At 59.5% G+C, this 24,878-nt stretch carries 25 protein-coding genes and 1 pseudogene; 19 read left to right on the plus strand and 7 right to left on the minus strand.

Annotation, left to right across the window (positions count from 1 at the left end):
* Positions 1-184 precede the first annotated feature (184 nt).
* Entirely contained in the window at positions 185-631 is a 447-nt protein-coding gene (locus AAE029_RS00385; protein WP_371070800.1) for a CBS domain-containing protein, read from the minus strand.
* 407 nt (positions 632-1,038) lie between these two features.
* Between AAE029_RS00385 and AAE029_RS00390 the strand changes: the two genes are divergently transcribed.
* A complete protein-coding gene (locus tag AAE029_RS00390; protein ID WP_371070801.1) occupies positions 1,039-2,088 on the plus strand; it encodes a YihY/virulence factor BrkB family protein in 1,050 nt (349 codons plus the stop codon).
* Between the two features lie 42 nt (positions 2,089-2,130).
* On the plus strand, positions 2,131-2,988 hold the full coding sequence (locus AAE029_RS00395) for a hypothetical protein (RefSeq protein WP_371070802.1): 858 nt from the start codon (positions 2,131-2,133) through the stop codon (positions 2,986-2,988).
* A gap of 43 nt (positions 2,989-3,031) precedes the next feature.
* Here AAE029_RS00395 and AAE029_RS00400 read toward each other — a convergent pair whose 3' ends face one another.
* The 4 genes from AAE029_RS00400 to AAE029_RS00415 form a co-directional block, all read right to left on the minus strand.
* Positions 3,032-4,132: a flavodoxin family protein gene (locus tag AAE029_RS00400; protein ID WP_371070803.1), complete on the minus strand. Its 1,101-nt coding sequence runs from the start codon at positions 4,130-4,132 to the stop codon at positions 3,032-3,034.
* A 152-nt stretch (positions 4,133-4,284) separates the two neighbouring features.
* The gene (locus tag AAE029_RS00405; protein WP_371070804.1) at positions 4,285-6,546 is read right to left on the minus strand and encodes a xanthine dehydrogenase family protein molybdopterin-binding subunit; all 2,262 of its coding nucleotides are present in this window, start codon (positions 6,544-6,546) and stop codon (positions 4,285-4,287) included.
* An 18-nt stretch (positions 6,547-6,564) separates the two neighbouring features.
* Positions 6,565-7,581, minus strand: coding sequence for a xanthine dehydrogenase family protein subunit M (locus tag AAE029_RS00410; protein WP_371070805.1), 1,017 nt, complete (start codon positions 7,579-7,581; stop codon positions 6,565-6,567).
* Entirely contained in the window at positions 7,578-8,093 is a 516-nt protein-coding gene (locus tag AAE029_RS00415) for a (2Fe-2S)-binding protein (RefSeq protein ID WP_371070806.1), read from the minus strand. The genes AAE029_RS00410 and AAE029_RS00415 overlap by 4 nt, the downstream gene beginning before the upstream one ends.
* A gap of 330 nt (positions 8,094-8,423) precedes the next feature.
* Here AAE029_RS00415 and AAE029_RS00420 point away from each other — a divergent pair, with 330 nt between their 5' ends.
* The 16 genes from AAE029_RS00420 to AAE029_RS00495 all read left to right on the plus strand — a co-directional run bounded on the left by AAE029_RS00420 (position 8,424) and on the right by AAE029_RS00495 (position 23,122).
* On the plus strand, positions 8,424-9,092 hold the full coding sequence (locus AAE029_RS00420; RefSeq protein ID WP_371070807.1) for a cytochrome c3 family protein: 669 nt from the start codon (positions 8,424-8,426) through the stop codon (positions 9,090-9,092).
* A gap of 4 nt (positions 9,093-9,096) precedes the next feature.
* On the plus strand, positions 9,097-12,048 hold the full coding sequence (locus tag AAE029_RS00425) for a TAT-variant-translocated molybdopterin oxidoreductase (protein ID WP_371070808.1): 2,952 nt from the start codon (positions 9,097-9,099) through the stop codon (positions 12,046-12,048).
* A complete protein-coding gene (gene nrfD, locus AAE029_RS00430) occupies positions 12,045-13,382 on the plus strand; it encodes an NrfD/PsrC family molybdoenzyme membrane anchor subunit (protein WP_371070809.1) in 1,338 nt (445 codons plus the stop codon). The genes AAE029_RS00425 and nrfD overlap by 4 nt, the downstream gene beginning before the upstream one ends.
* Complete coding sequence (locus AAE029_RS00435; protein WP_371070810.1) at positions 13,375-13,935, plus strand: DUF3341 domain-containing protein; 561 nt, start codon at positions 13,375-13,377, stop codon at positions 13,933-13,935. The genes nrfD and AAE029_RS00435 overlap by 8 nt, the downstream gene beginning before the upstream one ends.
* Positions 13,932-14,465 (plus strand): cytochrome c, encoded by a 534-nt coding sequence (locus tag AAE029_RS00440; RefSeq protein ID WP_371070811.1) that lies wholly within the window; start codon positions 13,932-13,934, stop codon positions 14,463-14,465. Before AAE029_RS00435 ends, AAE029_RS00440 begins: the two co-directional genes overlap by 4 nt.
* Positions 14,462-15,526: a hypothetical protein gene (locus AAE029_RS00445; RefSeq protein WP_371070812.1), complete on the plus strand. Its 1,065-nt coding sequence runs from the start codon at positions 14,462-14,464 to the stop codon at positions 15,524-15,526. Before AAE029_RS00440 ends, AAE029_RS00445 begins: the two co-directional genes overlap by 4 nt.
* A gap of 53 nt (positions 15,527-15,579) precedes the next feature.
* The gene (locus tag AAE029_RS00450; protein ID WP_371070813.1) at positions 15,580-15,924 is read left to right on the plus strand and encodes a hypothetical protein; all 345 of its coding nucleotides are present in this window, start codon (positions 15,580-15,582) and stop codon (positions 15,922-15,924) included.
* A complete protein-coding gene (locus tag AAE029_RS00455; RefSeq protein WP_371070814.1) occupies positions 15,921-16,730 on the plus strand; it encodes an SCO family protein in 810 nt (269 codons plus the stop codon). Before AAE029_RS00450 ends, AAE029_RS00455 begins: the two co-directional genes overlap by 4 nt.
* Entirely contained in the window at positions 16,727-17,671 is a 945-nt protein-coding gene (coxB, locus tag AAE029_RS00460; protein ID WP_371070815.1) for a cytochrome c oxidase subunit II, read from the plus strand. Before AAE029_RS00455 ends, coxB begins: the two co-directional genes overlap by 4 nt.
* Positions 17,668-19,329 (plus strand): cbb3-type cytochrome c oxidase subunit I, encoded by a 1,662-nt coding sequence (locus AAE029_RS00465; protein ID WP_371070816.1) that lies wholly within the window; start codon positions 17,668-17,670, stop codon positions 19,327-19,329. Before coxB ends, AAE029_RS00465 begins: the two co-directional genes overlap by 4 nt.
* Positions 19,322-19,957, plus strand: a complete 636-nt coding sequence (locus AAE029_RS00470) for a cytochrome c oxidase subunit 3 (protein WP_371070817.1) — start codon at positions 19,322-19,324, stop codon at positions 19,955-19,957. The genes AAE029_RS00465 and AAE029_RS00470 overlap by 8 nt, the downstream gene beginning before the upstream one ends.
* 3 nt (positions 19,958-19,960) lie before the next feature.
* Complete coding sequence (locus AAE029_RS00475; protein WP_371070818.1) at positions 19,961-20,224, plus strand: cytochrome C oxidase subunit IV family protein; 264 nt, start codon at positions 19,961-19,963, stop codon at positions 20,222-20,224.
* Between the two features lie 71 nt (positions 20,225-20,295).
* Positions 20,296-20,742, plus strand: a complete 447-nt coding sequence (locus AAE029_RS00480) for a DUF2231 domain-containing protein (RefSeq protein ID WP_371070819.1) — start codon at positions 20,296-20,298, stop codon at positions 20,740-20,742.
* Positions 20,739-22,085 carry a sorbosone dehydrogenase family protein gene (locus AAE029_RS00485; protein ID WP_371070820.1) on the plus strand — a complete coding sequence of 449 codons (1,347 nt, stop codon included), beginning with the start codon at positions 20,739-20,741 and terminating at the stop codon, positions 22,083-22,085. Before AAE029_RS00480 ends, AAE029_RS00485 begins: the two co-directional genes overlap by 4 nt.
* A gap of 146 nt (positions 22,086-22,231) precedes the next feature.
* A complete protein-coding gene (locus tag AAE029_RS00490; RefSeq protein ID WP_371070821.1) occupies positions 22,232-22,393 on the plus strand; it encodes a hypothetical protein in 162 nt (53 codons plus the stop codon).
* 66 nt (positions 22,394-22,459) lie between these two features.
* A complete protein-coding gene (locus AAE029_RS00495) occupies positions 22,460-23,122 on the plus strand; it encodes a hypothetical protein (protein WP_371070822.1) in 663 nt (220 codons plus the stop codon).
* A 189-nt stretch (positions 23,123-23,311) separates the two neighbouring features.
* Here the strand turns inward: AAE029_RS00495 and vapC are convergent.
* Together vapC and vapB are read right to left on the minus strand one after the other, a co-directional pair.
* Positions 23,312-23,709 (minus strand): annotated as a pseudogene (vapC, locus tag AAE029_RS00500) (tRNA(fMet)-specific endonuclease VapC).
* Entirely contained in the window at positions 23,709-23,942 is a 234-nt protein-coding gene (gene vapB, locus AAE029_RS00505) for a type II toxin-antitoxin system VapB family antitoxin (RefSeq protein ID WP_371070823.1), read from the minus strand. The pseudogene vapC and the gene vapB overlap by 1 nt, the downstream one beginning before the upstream one ends.
* Before the next feature lie 134 nt (positions 23,943-24,076).
* Between vapB and AAE029_RS00510 the strand changes: the two genes are divergently transcribed.
* Entirely contained in the window at positions 24,077-24,844 is a 768-nt protein-coding gene (locus AAE029_RS00510; RefSeq protein ID WP_371070824.1) for a sugar phosphate isomerase/epimerase family protein, read from the plus strand.
* Positions 24,845-24,878 lie beyond the last annotated feature (34 nt).

A 24,878-nucleotide genomic window follows, 5' to 3' on the forward strand; every position in this document is an offset into this window, starting at 1 on the left:
GCAACGTAGTGGCTCAGAACTCGTCCCGCTCCCGCGTTGGCAACACTGCAAAGGCAGGGAGCTGATGCGGGCAGGGCGGTCATTTGCGGGTGCGCTGCTCAGGAACGAGAAGGCTGCGTCCCCGGTAGTTAGCACACCGGTCACGATCACGCGTCCTTGCCTGACTGACCGTCCGCCTGAAAACTCAGGTTCTCGCGCCGCCAGTCTCAGAATGTTCACCCCCTGGGCGTGATATGTCAGCGAGTGTCGATCCCGCCGCACCATCACCAGATGTCATGGCGATGTCTCCCAGCGAAAGAATGCCAACGAGGCGCTTGTCGCGATTGACGACAGGAAGCCGTCGGATCTGCTGGTCGGCGAGGTTCTGCAACACGTCGTCGACGTCTTCGTCTTCGAAGCAGTATTTCACCTCGGCAGTCATCACGTCTGCGATCTTCGCATCGGGGCCTTTGCCACGGGCGATAGCTCGTATCGCAATGTCTCTGTCCGTGATCAACCCAACCAGACGGTCATTTTCACCGACGGGGACTGCGCCGGCATCGATTTCTGCCATGATGGCTGCGGCATCCCGGATTGACTGTTCGGGGCGAGCAATGCGCACGTCTCGAGTCATAGCTTCACTGACTTGCATGATGAATTCTCCATTTGTCCGCTAGAGCGGGATGCCGAAAAGTATGCGTGGTGGGCGACGTCCCACTCTAACTCTTTGATGTAGAGACGGATTCAGATTTCCGGTCAATTCGACCTGAAATCATCCGGCTCTAAGGGATAATCGCTCGGTCCCTGATAGTTGTTGTCCCGAAGGACGCGCCGCCCGCGACGGAGGTCCTGAACCGATCGTTCGGCCTGTCTGCCATATCGATCGTATCCGGCCTAACCGCTAAGGATGCGTGTTGTTCCACGGAATCTGCTGTTTGCGGCGCGGCAAAATTGTTTTGGCCCAAGTGCATCTTTGATCGGAACCGGGCGTTATCGGAGTATGCAAGTCTTCGGAGGAGCCCCATGTTGACACGATCTGGCACCGTGAGATCGCCCGCAATGTCAACAATGATCTTTGCGGTCATCGGCATGGCAGCGTTCATCACCGCCTTTCCGAGACGTGATCGGCTCCCTGTCAGCGCCGATGTCCCCGCAGAAGAACCACAGGGCCGCGGCCGCGGCGCCGATGTACCCGAGGAGATCTCTGTCAGCGGACTTCGCGACGTCTTCTGGCGTGTCGTCCACGAGGTCTCCGACGACCGTGTCACGCTGATTGCGGCCGGCGTCACGTTCTACCTCCTGCTCGCAGTGTTCCCGGCTCTGGCAGCGCTGGTCGCACTCTATGGCTTGGTCGCAGATCCAATCACCATATCGGACCACCTCCGCGAAATGGCGGGCGTGCTTCCACCTGGCGCTTTTGACATCTTTGCGGAGCAAATTCAGGCTCTTGTCCAACGGCGCGAGAGCACACTTGGCATCGCGTTCTTCATCGGCCTCGTGGTCGCGCTGTGGAGCACCCATAGCGGGACCCTTGCGATCTTCGACGCCATGAATGTCGCATACGAGGAACGCGAAAAGCGGAGTTTCATCCGGCTCAATCTCATCGCCCTATGCTTCACGCTTTGCACTATGCTCTGCGCGGCCGTCATGGCAATACTTGTCGCCGCAATCCCGGTCGTTCTGTCCTACCTTTGGCTCGGCGAGTGGAAAGAACAACTGGCCCTTATCCTGCGCTGGCCCATTCTGCTGGTGATCGTCGCTGCGGCCGTCACGGCCGTCTACCGCTTCGGTCCAAGCCGGAAACCCGCAAAATTCAGGTGGCTGACATGGGGCGCGGCGCTGACGACCGCGGCGTGGATTGCGATGTCGTTGGGCTTCTCGTTCTACCTGGAGAATTTTGCGAATTACAACGCCACCTATGGCACCCTTGGCGCCTTGGTCGGATTCCTGATGTGGACTTGGTTGTCGGTCCTCATCCTGATCGTTGGGGCCGAAATAAATTCAGAACTTGAACATCAGACCGCCAGGGATACGACGACCGGTCCTTCGCGACCGATGGGCGCACGCGGCGCCTATGTTGCAGACACGCTTGGCGAAACTGCCGATTAGGCGTTAGATCCGTTCGCTTCGCCGATAGACAAAGTGTCCGCGATGACGAAAGATCCAGAAATCAATTCCATCGGTGCAACGGCGGAGTTCCCATACGACCGCATGACCGTCGAGCGTTTCCGCGCGGCCTTTCCCCGTGCCCGCTGGAACGACGATCTTCAGGCTTGGTTCGTCCCCGGTACGACGGCTTCGAAACGGATTGGCCGGTGGCTCGCCCACGAGGCCGCGCAGTCAGATGCCTACGTCGACGCCAAGGGCAGGGACGCCTACGAATTCGACCCGATAGCCAGCTCTTATTTCGAGGTCACGGAGACTGGCTTTCGTGTCCGAACACCGTACTCCAAGACGGTGGTCGAGCAGCTTCGCGAGATTCCCTTCGCAAGTTGGGACAGGGACCTGCGGATCTGGCATGTGCCTTTCCGATCCTATGAGGAGCTTCGGCGACGGTGGAAGACGATCGAGGCGGCGGCCAGGCGATACGAACCGGAAGAAGTCAGGAAGCGCCGCGAGACCGAGAAAAACACGGACAAGGCCAGAGAGGCGAGGGCGCGTAGCGCGGAGCGGCGACGGCGGCGCTATCCGGTTTCAATGTACGATATGCCCCCACCCGGCCGCCCTGTCGCTACGATTCTAGGCCTTGTCGTCTTCACAGGGACGGACGGGGAACTCGCGGACGAGGAGACGGTTACTCGGTTCTATCCGACCATCCGCGAGGAAGGACTCGTCTGGGCAAAATGGCGTCCCGCCAGGCTCGAAGAACTCGTGAAGACGTGGCCAGCTCGCAGTCCCGCCTCGACGGAAGACCGCAGACGAGGCTGGTGGCAGCCAACGCTTGACGAGTTGCGGCATGCGCGACGGGCGGCTCGATCGAGGGAGCGTAGGCGTCTCGCTCAGCAATGATGGTCGACCTGCAGCTTGCAGCAGGTGCGGCGTATGTCGCCCGCTACTTTTCACGCGGCTGGCGGAGCTTGGTGCCCGCGGCAGCGAAGTTGCCTTCACGCTGCGCGATTATTCCCTCCAGCAGAGTTCGTGCGGCGTTTCTGACTTCTTCCTGCATGCTGATATCACTTTCGAAGGCCGCATGGCTCGTTGCGTAGGGCTCCCAATAGCCGACGTAGCGGTCGACTTCCGCCAAAGTGCCGGCCGGCATGAGCTCCATTGACCTTAGCCAGTCTGAAACGCTTCGCCTGACGTTTTCTGTCCCTTCAGTGTCGCCGTGAACGACCACTGAGAAGAGACGGCCCGCCAGGTGACGCTGATAATCCCACCCCTTCATCTCCAGTTCCTTCGCTTCCCCGGCGTGCTTGCCGTGGGTCGTCGTCGGATCGGGATTGCCGCCGTCGGCACAGACAAGCCGGTCGATCATGAGCTTGAGCGGCGATGAGGTCTGGTACCAGTGTACGGGCGTCACGATCATGATGCCATGTGCCTCGACCCACAGCGGATAGATCTCGTTCATCCAGTCATGAACCTGCCCGAGAGAATAGTTGGGATAGCAGGAACATGGCCAATGGCAGAGGGCTGCCGAGGTTGAAAAACATGCCTTGCAGGGGTGAATCCTCCGGCCGTATTCGGATGCCAGGCGGCTGAGATCGAGGATGTGGACCTTGACGTCGGCCCGGCTTCCAAAAACATCGCTGGCGATCTCGACCATCCTGTAGCTTTTCGACACTTCTCCGGGACAGGTGTGTTCACTGCGCGAGGATCCGTTGATCAGCAGCACTCTGAGTGGGCTCTTCTCGTCATGCCGCCGTTGGGCTGCGTGGATCGCGTCGCGGGCATCGAGCCAATCGACCGCCAGGTCATATTCCGGATCGGCGAATTCCGGTCCCGCTTTCCGAGTGATCGGGCTCTTACGGGAGTTGAGGTAGGCATCCCATGCTGCGCTCGCGATTTTTCGAAGCTCTTCCTGCAGCGGCCGGTAAGCCGGATCCTTGAATTGATCCAGAAACCGCTTCTTGAAATTGCCCTCGCTGAGCCGAGGGCTCGGGCTCCCCTTGCGCGGTTCTAGTTCCCCTGGGGATGGAACGGGTGTGTTAGGCATGGCGGTTCCGAGCGACAACCTCTTCTTTTAGCGTCGAGCCGCCGCCGGGCGAGCGGGGGGAGGTGCGAGACGGACGCGATTGCGCAAATCGAACAACCGATCTCAATGTCAAACCTCCTCTGCTTTATCGAGTCGAGCCCGGCGCGCGTCGTTCATTGCAATGTCATGCCGTCGTCAGCAGACAGGATCTTGTCGAGCGTTATTGGCAGGGAACGGATGCGCTTCCCTGTCGCATGGAACACAGCATTGGCGATTGCCGGAGCAACGCCCACGATGCCGATTTCGCCAAGCCCTTTGACGCCAATGGGACTTGCCTTGTCATCCTGCTCTTCGACGAAGATGACTTCGATGTTCCGGATATCCGCATGGGTCGGGATATGATACTCGGCAAGATTGTGGTTCATGATCCGACCGGTCCGGTCGTCCAGCATTGCTTCTTCGTGCAAGGCCGCCCCGATGCCCATCACGACGCCGCCCAGGATCTGGCTGCGAGCGGTCTTGGGATTAAGGATGCGGCCCGCCGCGATCGCGGTGACCACCCGGGAAATTCGCACGACGCCGAGCTCCTCGTCGACGCGGGCTTCGGCAAAGACGGCGGAATGCGTGTAACTGGCGAATGTCTTTTTCTGCTCTTCGTCTGGGGCAGCCTTGCCGAGCTCTTCGATGAAAGAAACCTTGCACGCCTCCATGATGTCGGAAATGGCTATGCCAATCTGGTTGTTGCTGGCCAGAACCAGCCGGTGGTCTCGAATTGCGACATCATCGGGCGTCGCTCCTTTGAGCGCAGAATTATCCATTGCGAGGGCATGCCGGAGCAACGTTTTCCTGACTGCGGTGCTGGCGGCCTCAACGGCAGATCCTGAAGATGCTGCTGTCCACGAGCCGCCCTCTACGCTGGTTGTCGGAAGGCTGGAGTCTCCGATCAATACGGTCACATCGGCTGCCTCCACCCCGAATTCCTCTGCGGCGAGTTGAGCAAGGATCGTATAGGTTCCCGTGCCGATGTCGGTCGCGGCCGCAGAGACCGTCACGCTCCCATCCGAGGAGAGGCGCACTTTGGCCTCCGCTGCCATGAGCGATGCGTCCCAGACGCCCGTCGCGACACCCCAACCGACAAGCTCCTTGCCATCACGCATCGAGCGCGGCGGCATCGTACGCCTGTCCCATCCGAACGCTTTCGCGCCCTCCTCATAACAGGCTTTCAGAGCATTCGAGGTCAACTGCTTGTCATCGTTCTGGTCGCGATCGACAAAGTTTTGGATACGAAGTTCGAGCGGGTCGATGTCAGCGGCATAGGCAAGTTCGTCCATCGCGCATTCCAGGGCAAACACGCCCGTGACCGCTCCGGGAGCGCGCATATCGCCGGGCGTCGACATATCCAGCTTGGCGAGTTTATAGCTGAGCTTGACGTTGTCGCACCGGTAGGCAAGCCCTGACCAGTTGACGATGACCTCTTGATAGTCCTCGTAGGTGGATGTCGCCGAAACGGCATCATGCATCACCGACTGCAGATTGCCGCCGCGATCGCAGGCGAGCGACACTGTTTGAACCGAGGCTGGCCGCCAGGTCAGGTAGAACATGTCGCGGCGGTTCATTTCGACCTTTACGGACCGTTTGAGATCGAGACTTGCCATGACCGCGAGAAAGAGCTGAGGCTTCGGACGCAGCGCGGATCCGAAGGCCCCGCCGACGAAGGCATTCACGACCTTCACACGATCCGGATCCAGCCCGAAAACCTTGCAGACATATTCGTGGGTGGGCTGCGAACCCTGGGTCTTCTCATAGATGGTGAGCTGACCTTCACTTTGCCAAAGAACGGTGCTGGCAAAGAGCTCCATCGGGTTGTGATGTTCGCCTGCCATCCCGTAATCTGCCGAAACCTTGATCGACGCGGCGTCAAACGCTCCCTGCGCATCGCCCCGCGGCTTGGGCGTGGGCGGAATTCCGGACCTTTTCTCTGCGGACGTGTAGCTTCCCGGATATTCTTCAACAATGTCAGTGTGGGCGGGTTTTGCGGCATAGGTGACGCGCACCAGCGCTGCGGCGTCGCGCGCCTGCTCGAAAGATTCAGCGACGACCAGCGCCACCGGTTGGCCATCAAACTGAATTTCGCGCCGTTCAAGCGGACGGAATGGGTTTCCGGGCGGAGCCACCTTGTCCCGCCACTCGCTATCGAAAGTTGCGGCCGGGGGCCTGTTTTCATGCGTGTAGATCTTCACGACGCCTGGAAATCGCTCTGCCTCGGCGACGTCAATGGATGCGATTTGTCCCGAGGCGATCGTGGCAGGGACGATGTAGCCATGGAGCATGTCGGATTCATAATACTCCGCGGCATAGTGCGCCTTGCCTGCCACCTTAAGCGGACCATCGACACGCGAGACGGGATGACCAACGACTTTCGGTTCGTTTAGCATTGTCTTTCCTCCTCGCGATTAGCGTACTGCCTTCTCGGACTGGATCTGAGGCGTGCCATTTGCCGCCTGAGTGAGGGCTCTCACGACAGTTCTGCGAGCAAGCGGGACCTTGAAATCGTTGTCACCCTGGCCCTTGGCTCCCGCGAGCAGTCGCTCCGCCAGAGCCTCGAACGTCGCCTTGTTTGGCGCCGCCCCGGAAAACTCGGCTTCGGCGAGCGGATCGCGCCAAGGCTTGTGCGCCACGCCTCCGAGCGCCACGCGGACGTCGATAATCTTATCATCGCGGATATCGATGGCTGCCGCTGTCGAGACCAAGGCAAAGGCGTAGGACAGACGATCGCGGATCTTCAGATAGCTGTAGTGGGCGGCGAAACTGTCCTCTTCGATCCGCACGGCGACAACGATTTCACCGGGCTGCAAAGTGTTGTCGCGCGAGGGATCATCGCCGGGAAGACGATGGAACTCCAGGAATGGAATATCTCGGTGGCCGGACGGGCCTTCCACCTCGACAATAGCCCCAAGGGCGGCGAGAGCCACGCACATGTCCGAGGGATGAACTGCGATGCAATGATCGCTGGCGCCGAGGATCGCATGAATTCGGTTGACGCCGCCGATTGCTCCGCAACCGCTGCCGCGTTCGCGCTTGTTGCAGGGTGTCGATGGATCGTAGAAATAGTAGCAGCGTGTCCGCTGCAACAGATTCCCGCCCGTCGTTGCAGCGTTGCGCAGCTGCGGGGAGGCGCCGGCGAGGATGGCGCTCGAAAGCAGAGGAAAATGTTCCTCGACCCGTGGATCGTAGGCGACATCGGAGTTGCTGACCAGTGCGCCTATGCGCAGTCCGCCTTCCGGCGGCTCCTCGATCTCGCGCAGTGTCAGCCGGTTGATGTCAATGATCCTGCCGGGCCGTGCGACGTCGTATTTCATGAGATCGACGAGGTTGGTCCCGCCGGCGAGGACTTCGGCGTCGGGATCGTTCGCAAGTGCGGCGATCGCCTGCTGCAGGTTTTCGGCGCGGAAATAGGAGAACTGTCTCATTCTGCGGCCTCCAGTCGATTGGCGCCCATGGTCTTGTGCTGCATGACGCCTTCGATCGCATCGGCTATGTTCGTATAGGCTCCACAGCGACAGAGATTACCGCTCATCAGCTCCCGGATTTCCGAGCGATTATGCGCATGGCCTTCATGGATGAGGCCGACGGCGGAACAGATCTGGCCCGGCGTACAGTATCCACATTGGAATGCATCGTGTTCGACGAAGGCTTGCTGCAGCGGATGCATGTCTTCTTCGCTGCCAATGCCTTCGATGGTCGTCACGGACGACCCATCGAGGGATACGGCGAGGAGCAGGCAGGAATTCTTGCGTATGTCGTCGACTAGGACGGTGCAGGCGCCGCATTGGCCATGATCGCAGCCCTTTTTTGTCCCGCTCAACTGCAGGGGACCCCGCAAGAGATCGAGCAGGGTTATCCATGGCCGGACCTGAAGCGTCTGCGGCCCGCCGTTCAGAGTGAATGTGATGGTTACAGTATCTGTGGAAACTGGCTGCATCGCGAATCTCCCATTCTTGTCAAAAGGGAGAACTATGCGTTCCGTGCATGGTTCCCAAAAGTTTGTGAGCACCTGCGGTTTTGGTCTGCACATTGCAAGCGATAGCGACAACGTGAACATCGTGGAGGTCAGGCTGACACAAGACCGGGCAGGCAGAGCGGGCGCATATTGCTTCCGACATCTCATCACCTATCGGCCCCGCGTTCGCGCGAGGCTTTTTTCATTCGAGGAACCGAATGCTGCGGCGCAGCCTGTAAACGGACCGCATCGGAACATTTGCGAGCGCGTGGCGTTCGGCACCTGTCTGATTGAGCAATCAGGAGGGAATGGGTGGCGCAGATTTTCACCGCGTCGGCTGACACGCGTTTGCGGGCCACCCTGCTCGGTGCCTTTTTGGTTGTTTTCCTGGTCGTGCTTTTTGCCGGCGGCTACGCCGACTCCACTTACGGCACTCTGGTCGGCTGGGTTCAGGATCAGCCGGTTCCCTTCAGCCATGAACACCACGTGTCAGGCCTGGGCATTGACTGCCGCTACTGTCACACCTCGGTAGAAACCAGCGCCCGCGCCGGACTGCCGGCAACTGAGATCTGCATGAGCTGCCATTCGCAGATCTGGACTGGAGCAGCGATGCTTGAACCTGTGCGCCGCAGCCTTGCTCAAAACATGCCGCTCGCCTGGAACCGTGTCAGCAGGCTGCCGGACTACGTCTACTTCAACCACTCGGCCCACGTGACACACGGCGTACCTTGCGTCACGTGCCATGGCCGCGTCGACCAGATGCCGCTCATGTCCAGGGCAAGACCTTTCCAAATGCAATGGTGCCTCGATTGTCATCGCAATCCCGGCCCCAATCTGCGTCCCGTCGCCGAAGCCACGCGAATGGATTGGAGCGACTGGGACACCCATCCGCAGATGCACAAGGCCTATGGCGAACTGATGGTCAAAACCTACGGCGTCGAGCCGGCAAAACTCACGCAATGCAACATCTGTCACAGGTAATGCGATGACGACTGCTCCACAGGTGAAAAGGGAACTGGCCCGGTATCTGGGCGGTAAGACAGGGCGCAGGTTCTGGCGCAGCCTCGAGGAGCTTTCTGGGACACCGGCATTCCGAGCGTTCGTGGAAAGCGAGTTTCCCGCGCTGGGATCCAACGGGCCTTCCCTTGATCGTCGCTCGATGCTGAAGATCATGGCGGCTTCGCTCGCATTTGCGGGGTTGTCTGCCTGCCGAGGCGAGGAAGACGAGGCTGCCTATCCCTATGTCACCGCACCTGACAACCTGACGGTTGGTCAGGCGAAATGGTACGCGACAGCCGTCAATTTCGCCGGCTTCGCCCAGCCTGTGCTGGGAAAGACATTTGCCGGGCGGCCGGTGAAGCTGGAAGGCAATCCAGATCATCCCACGTCGCGAGGGACGACAGACGCCTTCACCCAGGCTGCTCTCCTCGGGCTCTACGATCCCGCGCGCTCGCAAGGGCCGCGACATGACGGCAAGCCGGCCGACTGGAACGCGTTCGACGTTGCGATGGCGCGTCGCGCGCGCGACCTCGATGCCAGCCGCGGAAAGGGTTTTCGCATACTGACAGGCCCATTCGCGTCTCCGACGCTGCTGCGCCAGATCTCGCTGCTGACACAGCGTTGGCCGGAAGCCCGTTGGCATATGTGCAATACCGTTCCGGACGCCTTTCAACGGGCAGCGACAGCAAGGGTCTTCGGACGGCCTCTCGACCTCCAGCTACACCTCGACCGAGCTGAAACCATCGTGTGCCTCGATGATGATTTCCTCGGGCCCGGCCCCCGTCAGACGCCCAACGCAGGCGCCTTTGCTGAACGGCGTCGGATGCGGCAGACGGGGGCGGGCGATTGCCGCCTTTTCGTCGCCGAGCCGCTGCCGACAGCGACCGGCGCGGTTGCGGATGAGCGCCTTGCCATTTCTGCCTTTGAGATCGACGGGATTCTGCGCGCAGTTGCAGTGGGTCTCGGCTTTTCTGGGATCGAAGCAGTGCCTGTTTCCGAATTGCAGCGAAAGTGGGCCGATAACGCGGTTGCTGCTCTGAAGTTATCGCGAGGAAAGGCTCTGCTTCTCGTCGGGTCCATGCATGCCCCGGAAACTCAAATGCTCGGACTCTTGATCAACGAAGCGCTTGGCAGCTTCGGCACGACCCTCAGTTTTCGCGAACCCGTTCTCGCGGGGCCGCCGGATGGTGATGAGTCCCTGAAACATCTCGTGGAGGACATGCAGGCAGGGCTTGTTTCGACCCTGGCTGTGGTCGACGCCAACCCGGCCTACAGCACGGCCGGAGCTCTCGATTTCGCCGGCGCTATGAAGAAGGTCGAGTTGCGCGTCCACGCGGGACTCTATGTCGACGAGACTGCCGAGCTCAGCCAATGGCATGTTCCCCTGCAGCATGATCTCGAGAGCTGGAGCGACGGCCGGGCGAGCGATGGATCGGTCTGCATCCTCCAGCCGCTCGTCCGTCCTTTTTTCGATGTCCGTTCAGTCCACGCCGTACTCGAAAACCTGCAGGGGCGGCAAGCTCATGATCGCGACCTGGTCCAGCAGACCTGGATGGCGGCCTGGGGGTCTGACTTTGATGCACGCTGGCGTGAGAGCCTGGTGAAGGGAATGGTGGATGGCAGTGCCGCCGCAGACGTGGCGGCGTCGGTGATCGACCGGAGCTTGCCGGCGCCGCCGCCTGTTCCTGACCACAGGTTCGCGCTCTGTATCCGCCCTGACGCCGGGATCTGGGATGGGGTCCTTTCATCAAACGCGTGGGCACAGGAAACGCCGCGTCCGCTCAGCAAGATTACCTGGGGCAATGTCGTTCAGGTCAGTCCGAAGCTCGCCAGCGAGCAGGGATTGGAAAACGGCGACGAGGTCCGGATTTCGACCGATACCGCCACTATCATAGGTGCCGCATGGGTCATGCCCGGCCAGGAACACCGTTCGATCGGCGTGACGCTCGGCTACGGACGGCGGGCACGGGATTCGATTGCGCACGATCTCGGTTACGACGCCTATGCGTTGCGACGGTTCGACCGACCGTGGCATCTCGCTTGTACTTCTGTCGAGAAGACCGGCAACCGGTCGACGGTCGCCACGACACAGATGCACCAGGCCATCGACGGCTACAATTTCATCCGCACTGTTTCCCTGTCCGAGCTGCGGCAACATTTGGAGCGCGACGAGCGCGGGGACCCGCCTTCGTTCTATCCCAAGCGGCCTCAGCAGGATCCGTCCTGGGGCATGTCGATCGATCTTGATCTCTGTATCGGCTGCAATGCCTGTGTCACGGCGTGCCAGGCCGAGAACAACATCCCGGTGGTGGGCAAGGAACTCGTGGCCGAGGGGCGCGAAATGCATTGGCTGCGCATCGATCACTATTACGAAGGAGAGGTCGATAACCCTCGATCCTATTTTCAACCGGTGCCATGCATGCATTGCGAGCAGGCGCCGTGTGAAATGGGCTGTCCGGTAAACGCTGCGGTGCATAGCATCGACGGGCTGAACCTGCAGGTCTACAATCGTTGCATCGGGACGCGGACCTGCTCTTCCTACTGCCCCTACAAGGTTCGCCGTTTCAACTGGTTCGACTTCACCCAGGACGATCCGGAGTCGATCAAGGCGATGCGCAATCCTGATGTCACCGTACGCAGCCGCGGCGTCATGGAAAAATGTACTTATTGCGTCCAGCGCATCGCGGAAGCCCGCATCGTCGCGGACAAGGAGGGGCGCACGATCCGCGATGGAGAGATCGTGACGGCATGCCAGCAGGCCTGTCCGACACAAGCGATCGTCTTCGGCAACGTCGCCGATCCGCGCTCCCGCGTCAGCCGCCGGAAGGCTGAGAAACGTGACTATGCCTTGCTTGAGGAAGTCAACACCAGGCCGCGGACCACTTATCTCGCCCGCATCGAGGACAACCGCGGCGGGGGGAAGGAAGTCGCAGGATGATCGACGCGCCTACAGTCGACAACGCGGCGATAACCGCTCGGATCACACGAATACCGCTCCGCTATCCGGCGCCACGGGCCTGGTGGATCTGCTTTTGCGCATCGCTCCTGCTGCTTGCAAGCTTTGTCGTCTCGGCAACCGTGCTTCTGATTTATGGCGTGGGTGTTTGGGGCAACAACATTCCGATCAACTGGGGCCTGGCGATCGCCAATTACATCTGGTTTCTCGGGATCGGTCATGCGGGCACGCTGATCTCGGCAATGTTGCTCCTTCTTAACGCCCATTGGCGCAATTCGCTCAATCGCTTTGCCGAGGCAATGACGTTGTTCGCCGTGGTCTGCGCCGGTCTCTATCCGATCCTTCACATTGGTCGCCCCTGGTTCTTCTACTGGATCGCCCCCTATCCGAACACCATGACGCTTTCGCCGCAGTTCAAAAGCCCGCTGAGCTGGGACTTCTTTGCGGTGCTCACCTATTTGACCGTGTCCATCCTCTTCTGGTACGTCGGCATCGTTCCCGATCTGGTGTCCGTGCGCGACCGGGCGAAAAAGCGCTGGCAGCAAGTCCTCTATGGTCTTGGCGCGCTCGGCTGGCGTGGGTCGGCAAGGCATTGGGCGCGCTGGAACCAGGCCTATCGCCTGACAGCGGCTATCGCGGTTCCGCTCGTCGTGTCGGTGCATTCCGAAGTCTCGCTGCTTTTCGCTGCAGGACCGATCCCCGGCTGGAATTCGACGGTCTTTCCACCTTACTTCGTCCTGGGAGCGGCCTTTTCCGGCTTCGCGGTGGTATTGATGATCGCCGTTGTGCTGCGGCACGCGCTCGGTCTTGGCGATTTTGTCACGGATCGGCATCTCGACCTTCTTGCACGGTTTCTGCTCGCCACCGGCCTTATGACGGCGTACGGCTATCTGGCCGAGGTCTTCGATGCTCTTTACGGCGGGGAGATGCAGGATGTCGCGACCTTGATGGACCGGTTGTCGGGAAGCTACGCCCTCACCTACTGGGCAGCGGTGGGGCTCAATTTCCTGCCGCTGCAGCTTCTCTGGCTGGAAAGCATTCGCAGACGGCCCGCTGCCCTGTTCCTGATCGGCCTGTCGGTCACGATCGGGATGTGGTTCGAGCGTTACATGCTGCTCGTGACATCGCTTTATCGTGATTACCTCGTCTCGTCCTGGGGCGAATATCATCCGAGCGTTTGGGAATGGACACTCTACGCCGGGATGCTGGGGGTCTTTTTTACGCCGTTCCTGCTGTTTGTGCGCTTCCTGCCTGTCATCTCGGCTTTCGAGGTGAAGGAAGCGCTGCGCGAGACGGGAGACCTGAGCCATGCGTGAGCCGGCGCCAGGCAGCGAAGTCTTCGGAATCCTGGCTGAATTCGACAGCGCGGAGCGTCTGATCGAAGCTGTCAGGCTTGCTCGAACGGCGGGCTTTCGCTTCCTGGAAGCCTATTCGCCCTTTCCGATCAAGGAACTGACGGAGACATTTGGCTTCCGGGAAAACATCGTACCGGGGCTCACTCTGATTGGCGGGTTTGTCGGCGCAGCCGTTGGATACGGTCTTCAGCTCTATACGAACTACGCCTATCAAATCGAAATCGGCGGCCGGCCGCTCTACGCCTGGCAATCCTTCATGCCGATTACCTTCGAACTGGGCGTGCTCTTTTCGGTGTTGTTCGCAATCTTCGGCATGTTGTTCCTCAATCGGCTGCCACGCCTCCATCATCCCCTTTTCGACGATCCGGAATTCCATCTCGCCAGTTCCGACAAATTCTTCCTGGTAATCTTCAGCAACGATCCCCAGTTCAAGCGCCGAAGCACCCGGAAATTCCTGGAGAAACTGCATCCTGTTCGGGTGAATACGATCACTCATACGGAGCAGCCCGAATGAGATACGGTCTTCTGTCCCTGCTTCCGCTTCTGCTTCTTTCCGCCTGTGACGACATGAACCATCAGCCGCGCTACGATTCCTACGAGCGCAGCAGTCTTTTCGCCGACGGCAAGGCGCTCCAGGCTCCACCCGATGGAACCGTCGCACGGGACGATCCGGAACTGGAGGCGGCGCTTGCCCGACGACCGCCGATGACGGTGGGCTTGCTCAAGCGCGGGCAGGAGCGGTTCGGCATATATTGCGTGCCGTGCCACGATGCTGGAGGCTACGGCGAGGGTACGGTCCCGGCCCGCGGGTTTCCTCGCCCGCCAAGCCTTCATATCGCCCGGCTGCGCGAGGCACCTTCGCGTTATTTCGTTGAAGTCATCACCAAGGGCCACGGCGCGATGTACTCCTATGCCGATCGTGTTGCTCCCGCGGACCGCTGGGCGATCGCCGCCTATATTCGCGCCTTGCAGCTCAGCCAGAATGCGCCCGTTGCAGATCTGTCGCCGGAAGATCGCGCCAGGCTTCGGGAGGCGGGTTCATGACCTGGGTCGAAGTGTTGCCAGCCCGCATGCTTTTCGTCGTCGGCTTGATCTTCTGCCTGGCAGCGCTCGCGCTCGCATTTCTTTTTGCTCAGGCGGCGCTAATGGGCTGGCTTGCGGCCTTTGTCTTCGTGAGCGCTCTGCCTCTTGGCGCTCTGTGCCTGACGATGATGATGACGATCATACCAGGCGTCTGGCGCGAGGCTCTCGCTGGAGAGACAGAATCGGCATTGCTTCTGCTCCCTCTCGTGTTACTGGCTTCGCTGCCGGTCCTGGCCGGGATTCCATGGATATATGGCTGGGCGGGTGCTGCTCACGCGGCAGCTTTCAAAGGCATATTCCTGACGCCCGGCTTTTTTGCCCTTCGCACTCTGTTGATACTTGCCGCAGCGTGCGTGCTTGCAGGCATTCTGATTGTTCGGCGCGATAGCCGCATGTCTGCCGCGCTCATCGGAATTATCGCCTTCGTGCCACTGCATGGACTGCTTGCGACAGACTGGCTGGTGTCGCTGGATACGCAATTCCATTCGTCTGGTTTCGGTCTCTATTTCCTTGCCGGTCAAATGCTGAACGCGCTCGCGACACTGATTGTCATGAGAGCAGCGGCGGGAGCCACGAAGCAGCTTCTGGCGGTCCTTGGTGCCCTTTTTCTGACGGCGATCCTGCTCTGGGTTTACCTCGCATTCATGCAGTATTTCATCGTCTGGTCTGGAAACCTGCCGCAAGGGGTTGCGTGGTTTCAAAGACGTGGCGCCGGCCTCTGGGCCGGGATCGAGCATCTCATCGCCATCCTACGCCTTCTGCCCCTCTTCCTGCTGGTCTTCCCACCCGTCCGCCGCAGCGGTCGGTGGCTGGTCTGCCTCAGCATCTGCGTTCTTGCCGGCGGATTGCTGGAGAATATCTGGCTGACGCTACCTGCCCTCCAGACGCATCTGGGGCTTGCCGTCACAGCCTGCCTGACGGCGGTAATCGGACTGACACTCCTCGGTCTGGCGATCCTTTCCCGATCCGCGGCGATGCTTGCCCGTCTGCGGCCGACGCCGAGCATAGAGGTGCGGTCATGAGCCGTTTTCACCGAAGCCGTTCACAAGACCGGAAACGATCGCTTGACTACGAAATGCGGGATGTCGCACCGCGCGACGTCTTGTTCGCCGGAATCATGCTTTTTGGCGGCATAGCCCTTTCCGTGCTTGTTACCTTCGGCATTCTCCATTTCGTGTCTCCCGCGGGGCAGCTCCGACCCCCCGGCTTTACGCAGCACGACGCCTCCGCTGCACCTTTTCTCGAGGTGTCGCCGTCGGCCAACCGGGCGGAGCTACAAAACCGCGCGCAAGCGCGCATCACCGCATATGGCCGCATCGACGAAGGCGGACAGACCGCGCGAATTCCGATTGATCGGGCCATCGACATCCTCGCCGCGCGAGGCTGGCCGGACCCTGATCGGCAGGGAGGCGAGCCATGATACGGGGCATCCTGCTGTTGATAAGCCTTGTATGGGCGTTCATCGTTCCGGGGACGGCTTTCGCTGATTATTTCAGGCCGTTCGACGTTGTCGGCATCGATCCGAGGCCTGGTGCGGCCGTTCCGCTCGACGGCCAGTTCATCGACGAGGCCGGACGCCCGGTCACGCTCAGAAAACTCGCGCAAGGCCGACCGATTCTGTTGGCGCCCGTCTTGCACGATTGTCCGAACATTTGCGGTCTCACACTCTCCGGCCTGATGGAGGCGATCGAAGCGCAACCTTTCCGGCCATCGAAAGAATTCGTCGTCGTTGCGTTCGGGATCGACCCGCATGAGGGGCCGAGGGAGGCACAAGAGTCGCTCGGCCAGTTGCGTCAACGTTTTTCAAAACTCACCGGCGGCGTCCATGCGTTAACCGGCTCTGAAACCAACATTCGCGCGGTGACGGACGCGCTGGGATATCGCTATGCCTGGGATGCTGATACGAAACAATATGCTCACGAGGCGGCTGTAGCATTGCTGACGCCACAGGGCACCCTCAGTCGTTGGCTGTACGGACTCGCGCCGGACGCAGGCGATCTCAAGCTGGCACTCACCGAGGCGGGACAAGGACGGCTGGGAAACTGGGGCGATCGGCTTCTTTTGCTGTGCTACCACTATGATCCCGCGATGGGCCGCTATTCCCCGGCCATTAAGACTGCATTGAGTGTGGGCGGCGGCGCGACCGTCGTAGCCGGTGCGGGCTGGATCACGGTGATGCTTCTGCGCGAGCGTAAGCGCGGCCGAGCAGGGGAGCGGGGCCGATGAGCCGCTTCCTTCCACTCTGGCCTGACAGCATTTCGGCCTATAGCCATCAGATGGATTTGCTGGTCATCGCATTTACCGCGCTGATCGTCCTGCTGTCAGGCCCAGTCTTCATCCTGATAGTCATTTTCGCGGTCAAGTATCGCCGGGGGCGACCGGCAAACCGCAGGCACCCCGTCAATCGAAACGTCGGCGTCGAGATTTCATGGGCAATCGTCCCGTTCCTGGCGCTTATCGGCTTCTACGTCTGGTCTACGGCGCTCTTTGCGAAGCTCTACAATCCGCCGCCGGAAGCGCTGGAGATCGATGTCGTAGGCAAGCAGTGGATGTGGAAGTTCCGGCATCCTGAAGGCCAGGCGGAAATCGACGAACTGCACGTGCCGACGGGCCAGCCCGTAAGGCTTATGATGGCATCGCAGGACGTGATTCACAGCCTCTTCATCCCGGCACTTCGCATCAAGCAGGACGTCGTGCCCGGCCGCTATTCGACCACCTGGTTCACGGCCGACAAGCCGGGCACCTACCGTATCGCCTGCTCGCAGTTTTGCGGAACCAACCATTCGGAAATGACCGGCAGCCTCGTCGTAATGTCGCCTGGCGATTATTCGAAGTGGCTCGAATTGTCCTCGAACGATCCGTCTCTGGCTGCCGAAGGTGCGGCACTTTTCCGCGGGCGCGGATGCAGCGGCTGCCATGAGCCGACATCGACGGTGCGAGCGCCGTCGCTCGTCGGAATCTATGGCAGGCCGGTGGCGCTCCAGTCAGGCGAGACGGTAATCGCGGACGACCAATACATCCGCGACAGCATTCTCCTGCCGCAATCGCAAGTCGCCGCCGGCTATCCCGCGATCATGCCGACATTTCAGAATGTGCTGAGTGAGGAGGAGGTGCTGCAGATCACAGCCTACATCAAGTCGCTGCAGCCTGGGAGCAAAATGCCATGACGATTGTCGACCGGCGCCCGGATCGCACGAACCTCAACGATCGCGGTCTGTCGGAAACCAATACAGAGCGAGTGAGTTACCTGCGTGCCGGCCATACTCTGAGCTCCTGGCTCGTCACCACCGACCACAAGCGGATCGCCATTCTCTATCTGCTGTCGATCTCGTTTTTCTTCGCGATCGGGGCAGTTGCGGCGGCCCTGATCCGTCTCGACCTGCTGACGCCTGCGGGAGATCTTCTGACCAACGAGGGATACAATCGTGCTTTCACGATCCATGGCGTGGTCATGGTCTGGTTCTTCCTTATCCCGTCGATCCCGAACACCTTCGGCAACTTCCTCATTCCCTTGATGATCGGGGCCCGCGACCTGGCCTTTCCGCGTCTGAACCTGTTGAGCTGGTACATATACGTGATCGCCGGCCTGTTTACGGTGATCGTGCTGGTGGCGGGGGGAGTCGATACCGGCTGGACCTTCTACACGCCGCTTTCGACCATGTATGCCAACGGAAATGTCGTCCTGGCCGCGGTGGCGGTGTTCGTGGTCGGGTTTTCATCTATCCTGACAGGGCTGAACTTCATCGTGACGGTCCACAAGCTTCGCTGTCCCGGCATGACATGGGGACGGTTGCCGCTGTTCGTCTGGTCGATCTATGCGACATCCATGATCCTGGTGCTCGCGACACCGGTCCTGTCGATAACGCTTCTGTTGATATCGGCCGAGCGCCTTTTCGGGCTTGGTATTTTCAATCCCGCACTTGGCGGCGATCCGCTGCTGTTTCAGCATCTATTCTGGTTTTACAGCCATCCGGCCGTCTACATCATGATTCTGCCGGCCCTCGGTGTCGTCAGCGAGCTGGTCGCGGCCGGCGCGCACAAGCCGATATTCGGTTATCAGTTCGTTGCCGGATCCTCTATTGCGATTGCGCTCCTCGGTTTTTTCGTCTGGGGGCATCACATGTTCGTTGCCGGACAGTCGATGTATGCGAGCGCGGTTTTTTCCTTCCTGAGCATCGCAGTGGCAGTTCCGTCTGGTATCAAGGTCTATAATTGGACGGCGACGCTGTTTAAGGGCCAGATCTCGCTCGACGCGCCATTTCTCTTCGCGATGGCGTTCATCGGACTTTTCGTCTTCGGCGGATTGACGGGACTGATGCTGGCCATGCTGGCGATCGATGTCCATGTTCACGACACCTATTTCGTCATCGCGCACTTCCACTACATCATGGTCGGTGGAACGGTGTCGGCATTCTTCGGCGCCCTGCATTACTGGTGGCCGAAGATCATCGGACGCATGTATTCGCTGGTGTGGGGGCGGCTCGCGGCGATTTTCATCTATCTTGGCTTCAATCTGACGTTTTTTCCGCAGTTCCTGCTCGGTTATCTTGGAATGCCGCGGCGCTATCATGTCTATCCGCCGGAGTTCCAGGTACTGAACGACCTCTCGTCGGTCGGCGCGAGCCTGCTTGGCGTCGCCTATCTGATGCCGCTCATCTACCTCGTCTACTCGATGCGCTATGGCGACCCCGCGGGAAACAATCCCTGGGAGGCGACGGGCTTGGAGTGGTCGACGCCATCACCGCCGCCGAAGCACAATTTCGACAAGACGCCCGTTGTCGATACCGACCCCTATGACTACGAGATGGAGGCAGGAGATGGCTGAAACGTCATCGGTCACCGAACCGTACAGTGACCTCGGCCAACAGCGCCAGGCCGCTATGATGGGCATGTATATCTTCCTCGGCAGCGAGATCATGCTCTTCGGCGGCATCTTCGCAGTCGCCGCGACAATCCGCATTCTGCACTCCGCGGAAATCGTTCAGGCGTCCAAGGCACTTCATTATCTGCTTGGGGCGCTGAATACGGCGATCCTTCTGACGTCAAGCTTCTTCGTCGCTCTTGCCGTCGAAGAGGCGCGGGGCGGCAGACGGCACTCGACGAGCGCCTGGCTCTGCGGCGTCATCGGTCTCGGCGTCTGCTTTCTATTGTTGAAGGGCTATGAGTATTCTCTTGAATATGCAGAAAAGCTGCTGCCGTTCCCCGGAGCGGAGGTGCGGTTCACGGGCGCCACCCAGCACCTGTTCATGAACCTTTATTTCGTGGCGACCGCTCTGCACGCCATTCATCTTCTCGTCGGTCTTGGTCTTTTCCTTCTCCTGCTGGGGCGTGTCCTTCGCGGCGGCCTGGTTCTGCCCGAGAGGAGCATCGTTCTGGTCGTCGCCGGCCTCTATTGGCATCTCGTCGATGTCATCTGGGTCTTCCTCTATCCGGTCTTTTATCTCGCGAGGTAGGCCATGCTCTCCAGTTCATTATTTCGTTCCTGGATTGCCCTGATGCTGCTTTTGGCTGCGACCGTGGTAAGCAGTTTTGTCCTGACGGGACTGCCGGGGTTGACCGTCAACCTCATGGTTGCCTTCGCCAAAACGGGCATCATTTTCTGGATCTACATGCATCTCAACGAGGAGCCGGGCCTCTCTCGTATCGCCGCCCTTGGCGCCGGATGCTGGTTTTTCGTCCTGCTTGCTTTTTTGTCGCTCGACTATCTGACACGACCGTGATCGTCCAGCGGGAACAATTCCCGAAGACTGTGGTTGTGCGACTGCCGGGCAACAGCAATCGGGACGATAAAATGACCTATTCGAGTACCCAGCCAATTCTGCTGTCGAAACCGCCCTTGCGGGCAATACCGATGCACTTTGCTGCCGCATGTTTCGCGGGAGTACTGCTGACCGACATAGCCTACTGGATGACAGCCGAGATGACGTGGACGAATTTCTCCGCCTGGCTGTTGACCGCCGGGCTTCTGCTGAGCGGCGTGGCTGGCGTTGCGGGCATCGTTGATATCGCGAGAGGCCGCCTTGTTCTCAGGACGGGTGTCGGATGGCTCTACATGCTTTGCAGCGTCGCCATCTTTGTACTCGCATTTCTAAACGCTCTCTTTCACAGCCGCGATGCCTGGACTTCGGTGGTACCGACGGGTCTGACGCTTTCCGCCATTGTCGTCGTTTTGATGCTGGTAAATGCCGTGCTTGGCCGGCTGGTCGAGCGGCGGCGCGTAGGAGGGCGAGTGCAATGATCAGATACGCTCTTCCCAAAGGTCTGCTTCCCTTGCCTGCGATACTGTTCGGTATCGTCGCTCTCACGCTGACGGCGTGCAGCGAAAAGGAACCCGATCCTGGCGAGGAAGTCGGCCCGAATCCGAAGCTGCCCAAACTGGCGCAGTACTTGTTCCCACCCATGCACGTCGCCTCCATCATCGGATGGAAGGAAGGTGAAAAGCCGGTCGTACCTCAGGGCCTGCAGATCAAGGCGCTTGCGACGGGGTTGAAGCATCCCCGCTCGGTCTACGTGCTACCGAACGGCGACGTGCTGGTCGTTGAATCCATCGCGCCCAAAGAAGCCTCGATCAAGCGTCCCAAGGATCTTGTCATGGATTGGATCGAGTCGATGGCAACGTCGGGGGGCGATTCGAGCACGCAAGACAGCAATCGTATAACCTTGCTTCGGGATGCCGATGGAGATGGCGTGGCCGAGGTCAAGGAGACCTTCCTCGATAACCTCAATTCGCCTTTCGGCGTCGCACTGGTCGGCAACGATCTGTATGTTGCAAATACCGATGCGATCGTGCGCTATCACTATGAGGAAGGCCAAACCAAGATCACTGATCCTGGGACGGTGTTGACCGAACTTCCGGGCGGACCGATCGACCACCATTGGACGAAGAGCCTGGTCGCCAGCGAAGATGGAAAACTGCTCTACGTCGGTGTAGGTTCCAACAGCAATATCACCGAAAACGGTATCCAGGCCGAGAAGGATCGCGCATCCATATGGGAGGTGGACAGGGAAACGGGTCGTCATCGCATTTTCGCCGACGGCCTGCGCAATCCAAACGGCCTGACCTTTGAGCCCCAATCCCATGCTCTGTGGACCGTCGTCAACGAACGGGACGAGCTAGGTCCCAATCTTGTTCCCGACTATATGACCTCGGTCAAGGACGGCGCCTTCTACGGCTGGCCCTATAGCTATTTCGGACAGAACGTCGATCCCCGCGTCCAGCCGCCGCGGCCGGATCTCGTTGCCAAGGCCGTCGTTCCCGATTATTCGCTCAGTTCGCATGTCGCGCCGTTGGGCTTGGTTTTCTACACAGCCACCAACTTGCCCGCCCAGTACCAAGGGGGTGCGTTCGTCGGCGAGCACGGGAGCTGGAACCGCTACCAGTTCAATGGCTACAAGGTCGTCTACGTCCCCTTCAAGGACGGGAAACCCAGCGGCATGCCACAGGATTTCGTGACCGGCTTTCTCGAAGGCGACGACCAAACCCACGGCCGCCCGGTCGGCCTGGCGGTGGATAAATCAGGCGGCCTGCTGATTGCGGACGACGTCGGCAACACAATTTGGCGGGTCAGTGCTGCGCAATGACCAGAAGATCGTTGGACAGAAATCGCCGGTCTGGGTTCACCAGGGTTCCTTATCTTCGGCGTTGTGTTAGTCTGTTCTAATATGACGCCTGCCTTAACTCACCTGAGGCAAGGCCATCCGAGGAGTACCAGATCGGGGAGTTCCAAATGTCCAAGCCATTGAACCAGGACGACGGCATAGAAGACCGGCAGAAGATGGTGCCGCCTGAGATGGAATTTGAACCAATCCGAGAACTCACACGCATGAACAAGGGCGCGCGAAAGCCAGACAAGCGCGCCTCGGATGAGCAAGTCCATCGCAAACCATGAATCGTTGTCGCTTCATCGTCGATTCGACCTGAAATCATCCGGGTCCAAGGCGAAAGGAAGCTCATCATGCCCGAAAAACCTGACGGTGGTGCCGGAGAGGAAATCCGGCAGTTCATGACCACAGAGCATTTCGTTTTGCAAACCGCACGGGCGGCGACAATCCAGGAGGCCAATCAGCGCGCCAACCTGTTCATTACGACCGTCTCAAGCGGAACGATCGCGCTCGCATTCGTCGCACAGGTGACACAGATGGGTACGGCTTTCGTGCTGTTCAGTCTGATCCTGCTGCCTTGTCTTTATTTTCTGGGCTTTGTCACCTTCGTCCGAGCCGTCCAGGTTGCCATTGAAGACATGGTGCATGCCCGTGGCATGGCTAGGATCCGCCATTACTACATCGAGGTCGCACCCCTTATGGAGCGCTATCTTGTCCACGCCACACATGACGACGATCTTGCCGTTCGTTCCGACAAGGGTTTGAGGCCCTCCTATTGGCAATCGTTCATGAGTACTGCCGGCATGGTGAGCATGATTGACGGAGCGATCGCCGGCGTCTTCGCCGGCATCATCGCAAAGGCAGTCAGCGGATGGCCCATGGGATTTGCCGTGGTCGCCGGAATCGTGGTCTTCACCGCGAGCACTGTTCTGTTGCGGCGTTATCATGTTCGTGCATGGAAAGCTGCCGAAAGTGAACTTCCCGTGCTCTTTCCAAGCTCTCTAGGCAAAAGCTGAAAGGAAACTGATCCGCAGTTCGATGCTCAGGGGGCCATCGACGCGCTGGAGGTTGCGGGGCCGGTCGGATTGGACTTCTTTGCTGGGGCGGTCAGCGTGGATATGAATAGTTACGACTTCGAAGAAGCGCGAGTGAACCCCTATGGCCGGAACTATCATGGTCCGGCCTCTTCTCAACAGCACCGCCGATCACACCCAATTCTCTGCTCTGAGACCGGGCATCCGGCCGAACTCCCTCGTATTATTGGTGACAACGATCAGCCCTTCGCTGCGGGCATGGCCGCCGATCTGCATGTCGTGCGGGCGGCAAAGCGTGCCCGCCCCTTCTAATTCCGCCGCACCTGTCCGTAATGGGCCGCCGCCTTGTCGCCGAACGGCAGCACCTCCAGCCGGGCTACGAAATGCTCGATTGCCGTCAGGTTCTCGACGCGGCAGGCAGACTTCTCCGCTCCGTAATGCAATTCCCCAAGCGTGATGCTCGATATGCAAAGTTGTTCGGCAAGCGCATTGAACTTCTCACGCAGTTCCTGTGGATAGCTCTTCATTACATAGATGCAGATATTGGTATCGAGCATATAGGTGAGCATCAGAAGGATTCGCGTTCTTCGGCCGCCAGCTGTTCACGCTCGCTCATGAAGTCCTCGCTGACACGCGGCCCGCTCAGAAACAGATCGTCCCAACGCTTGCCCTGCGGCACGATCACGCGGCTGCGGCCAATCTTGAGAATATCGACCTGATGCACGTCTTCTGGAAAGGCGACAGGTTTGGGAAGCCGCACTGCCTGACTGCGATTGCTTATAAAAACCGTGGAACTGGTCATGATGTGCCTCTTGCATATCCCGTTGGGATATACGTCACTTTGCAGGCATCAGAATACAGGGGCATTTCCCTTGGGGCCGCCGCGTTCCTGAGGTTCTATGCTGCGAACTGCCTCCGAAACTTCGAGGTTCAGTAATGATCGAGCCGATATTATCGCTGCAGCTCTTTTCGATGCGGGCTCTGGGTGACTTGGACACGCAGCTCTCGGAAGCTGCCCGTGCAGGGTTTCGAGCAGTCGAACCTCTGGAAATCCACTTGCGCGACGCCGACACTTTAAGGGAAGCGCTTCAGCGGCACGGACTGAGCGCGCCTTCAGCCCACGTCGGCCTCGATGCGTTGCGAGGTGAGCCGATGAGGTTCGTCGACGCATGCCGTGAGTGCGGCATCGAACACCTGTTTGCTCTCCATCCTGCCAACGCATTCAAGACAGAGACATCAAACGCTTGGCAGCGACTGGGCCACGAGCTGGGAACTCTGGCAGAGCGCTTTGAGGTGGACGGTGTCGTCGTCGGATATCATAATAAGACGACTGGCTTTGATCGCCTGCTCGGCGGCCGTTACGGCTTCGAATTGATGTTTGATGCCGCAAAGGGAAGCCCATTGGTATGGCAAGCAGACATTGCGTGGTTGGCCCGAGCCCAAAACAATCCAGCCGAATGGCTCAAGCGTTATCGAAACGTACTGGTTTCCGCTCACATCAAAGATCAAGCGCCAGATGGCGTATCTCCGCCTGAGGAAGAGGGATGGACGGATGTCGGTTCGGGCATCCTTGTATGGCCTGCCCTATGGCGCATCGCGATAACAAGTGGTGCACGATTGCTTGTCGTGGAGCACGATAATCCGCTGAAGCCCTTCGAGTTTGCGCAACGAAGCCTCACCTATCTCAGGCGCTTCACTTCATAGAAGAACGGGCAACCTCATCGTTCCGCTGTCGATG

It is taken from the genome of Sinorhizobium sp. CB7 (genome assembly GCF_041357635.1).
GTDB lineage: Bacteria > Pseudomonadota > Alphaproteobacteria > Rhizobiales > Rhizobiaceae > Rhizobium.

Excerpts from the sequence above, each read along its gene's own strand:
- AAE029_RS00465 (WP_371070816.1), top strand. The coding sequence starts at position 17,668 with ATGACGATTGTCGACCGGCGCCCGGATCGCACGAACCTCAACGATCGC.
- AAE029_RS00385 (WP_371070800.1), bottom strand. The coding sequence starts at position 631 with ATGCAAGTCAGTGAAGCTATGACTCGAGACGTGCGCATTGCTCGCCCC.
- AAE029_RS00410 (WP_371070805.1), bottom strand. The coding sequence starts at position 7,581 with ATGAGACAGTTCTCCTATTTCCGCGCCGAAAACCTGCAGCAGGCGATC.
- AAE029_RS00435 (WP_371070810.1), top strand. The coding sequence starts at position 13,375 with ATGCGTGAGCCGGCGCCAGGCAGCGAAGTCTTCGGAATCCTGGCTGAA.
- AAE029_RS00445 (WP_371070812.1), top strand. The coding sequence starts at position 14,462 with ATGACCTGGGTCGAAGTGTTGCCAGCCCGCATGCTTTTCGTCGTCGGC.
- nrfD (WP_371070809.1), top strand. The coding sequence starts at position 12,045 with ATGATCGACGCGCCTACAGTCGACAACGCGGCGATAACCGCTCGGATC.
- AAE029_RS00510 (WP_371070824.1), top strand. The coding sequence starts at position 24,077 with ATGATCGAGCCGATATTATCGCTGCAGCTCTTTTCGATGCGGGCTCTG.
- AAE029_RS00480 (WP_371070819.1), top strand. The coding sequence starts at position 20,296 with ATGACCTATTCGAGTACCCAGCCAATTCTGCTGTCGAAACCGCCCTTG.
- AAE029_RS00470 (WP_371070817.1), top strand. The coding sequence starts at position 19,322 with ATGGCTGAAACGTCATCGGTCACCGAACCGTACAGTGACCTCGGCCAA.
- AAE029_RS00405 (WP_371070804.1), bottom strand. The coding sequence starts at position 6,546 with ATGCTAAACGAACCGAAAGTCGTTGGTCATCCCGTCTCGCGTGTCGAT.
- AAE029_RS00495 (WP_371070822.1), top strand. The coding sequence starts at position 22,460 with ATGCCCGAAAAACCTGACGGTGGTGCCGGAGAGGAAATCCGGCAGTTC.
- AAE029_RS00450 (WP_371070813.1), top strand. The coding sequence starts at position 15,580 with ATGCGGGATGTCGCACCGCGCGACGTCTTGTTCGCCGGAATCATGCTT.
- AAE029_RS00490 (WP_371070821.1), top strand. The coding sequence starts at position 22,232 with ATGTCCAAGCCATTGAACCAGGACGACGGCATAGAAGACCGGCAGAAG.
- AAE029_RS00425 (WP_371070808.1), top strand. The coding sequence starts at position 9,097 with ATGACGACTGCTCCACAGGTGAAAAGGGAACTGGCCCGGTATCTGGGC.
- AAE029_RS00390 (WP_371070801.1), top strand. The coding sequence starts at position 1,039 with ATGTCAACAATGATCTTTGCGGTCATCGGCATGGCAGCGTTCATCACC.
- AAE029_RS00485 (WP_371070820.1), top strand. The coding sequence starts at position 20,739 with ATGATCAGATACGCTCTTCCCAAAGGTCTGCTTCCCTTGCCTGCGATA.
- AAE029_RS00475 (WP_371070818.1), top strand. The coding sequence starts at position 19,961 with ATGCTCTCCAGTTCATTATTTCGTTCCTGGATTGCCCTGATGCTGCTT.
- AAE029_RS00455 (WP_371070814.1), top strand. The coding sequence starts at position 15,921 with ATGATACGGGGCATCCTGCTGTTGATAAGCCTTGTATGGGCGTTCATC.
- AAE029_RS00415 (WP_371070806.1), bottom strand. The coding sequence starts at position 8,093 with ATGCAGCCAGTTTCCACAGATACTGTAACCATCACATTCACTCTGAAC.
- AAE029_RS00440 (WP_371070811.1), top strand. The coding sequence starts at position 13,932 with ATGAGATACGGTCTTCTGTCCCTGCTTCCGCTTCTGCTTCTTTCCGCC.
- AAE029_RS00400 (WP_371070803.1), bottom strand. The coding sequence starts at position 4,132 with ATGCCTAACACACCCGTTCCATCCCCAGGGGAACTAGAACCGCGCAAG.
- vapB (WP_371070823.1), bottom strand. The coding sequence starts at position 23,942 with ATGACCAGTTCCACGGTTTTTATAAGCAATCGCAGTCAGGCAGTGCGG.
- coxB (WP_371070815.1), top strand. The coding sequence starts at position 16,727 with ATGAGCCGCTTCCTTCCACTCTGGCCTGACAGCATTTCGGCCTATAGC.
- AAE029_RS00395 (WP_371070802.1), top strand. The coding sequence starts at position 2,131 with ATGACGAAAGATCCAGAAATCAATTCCATCGGTGCAACGGCGGAGTTC.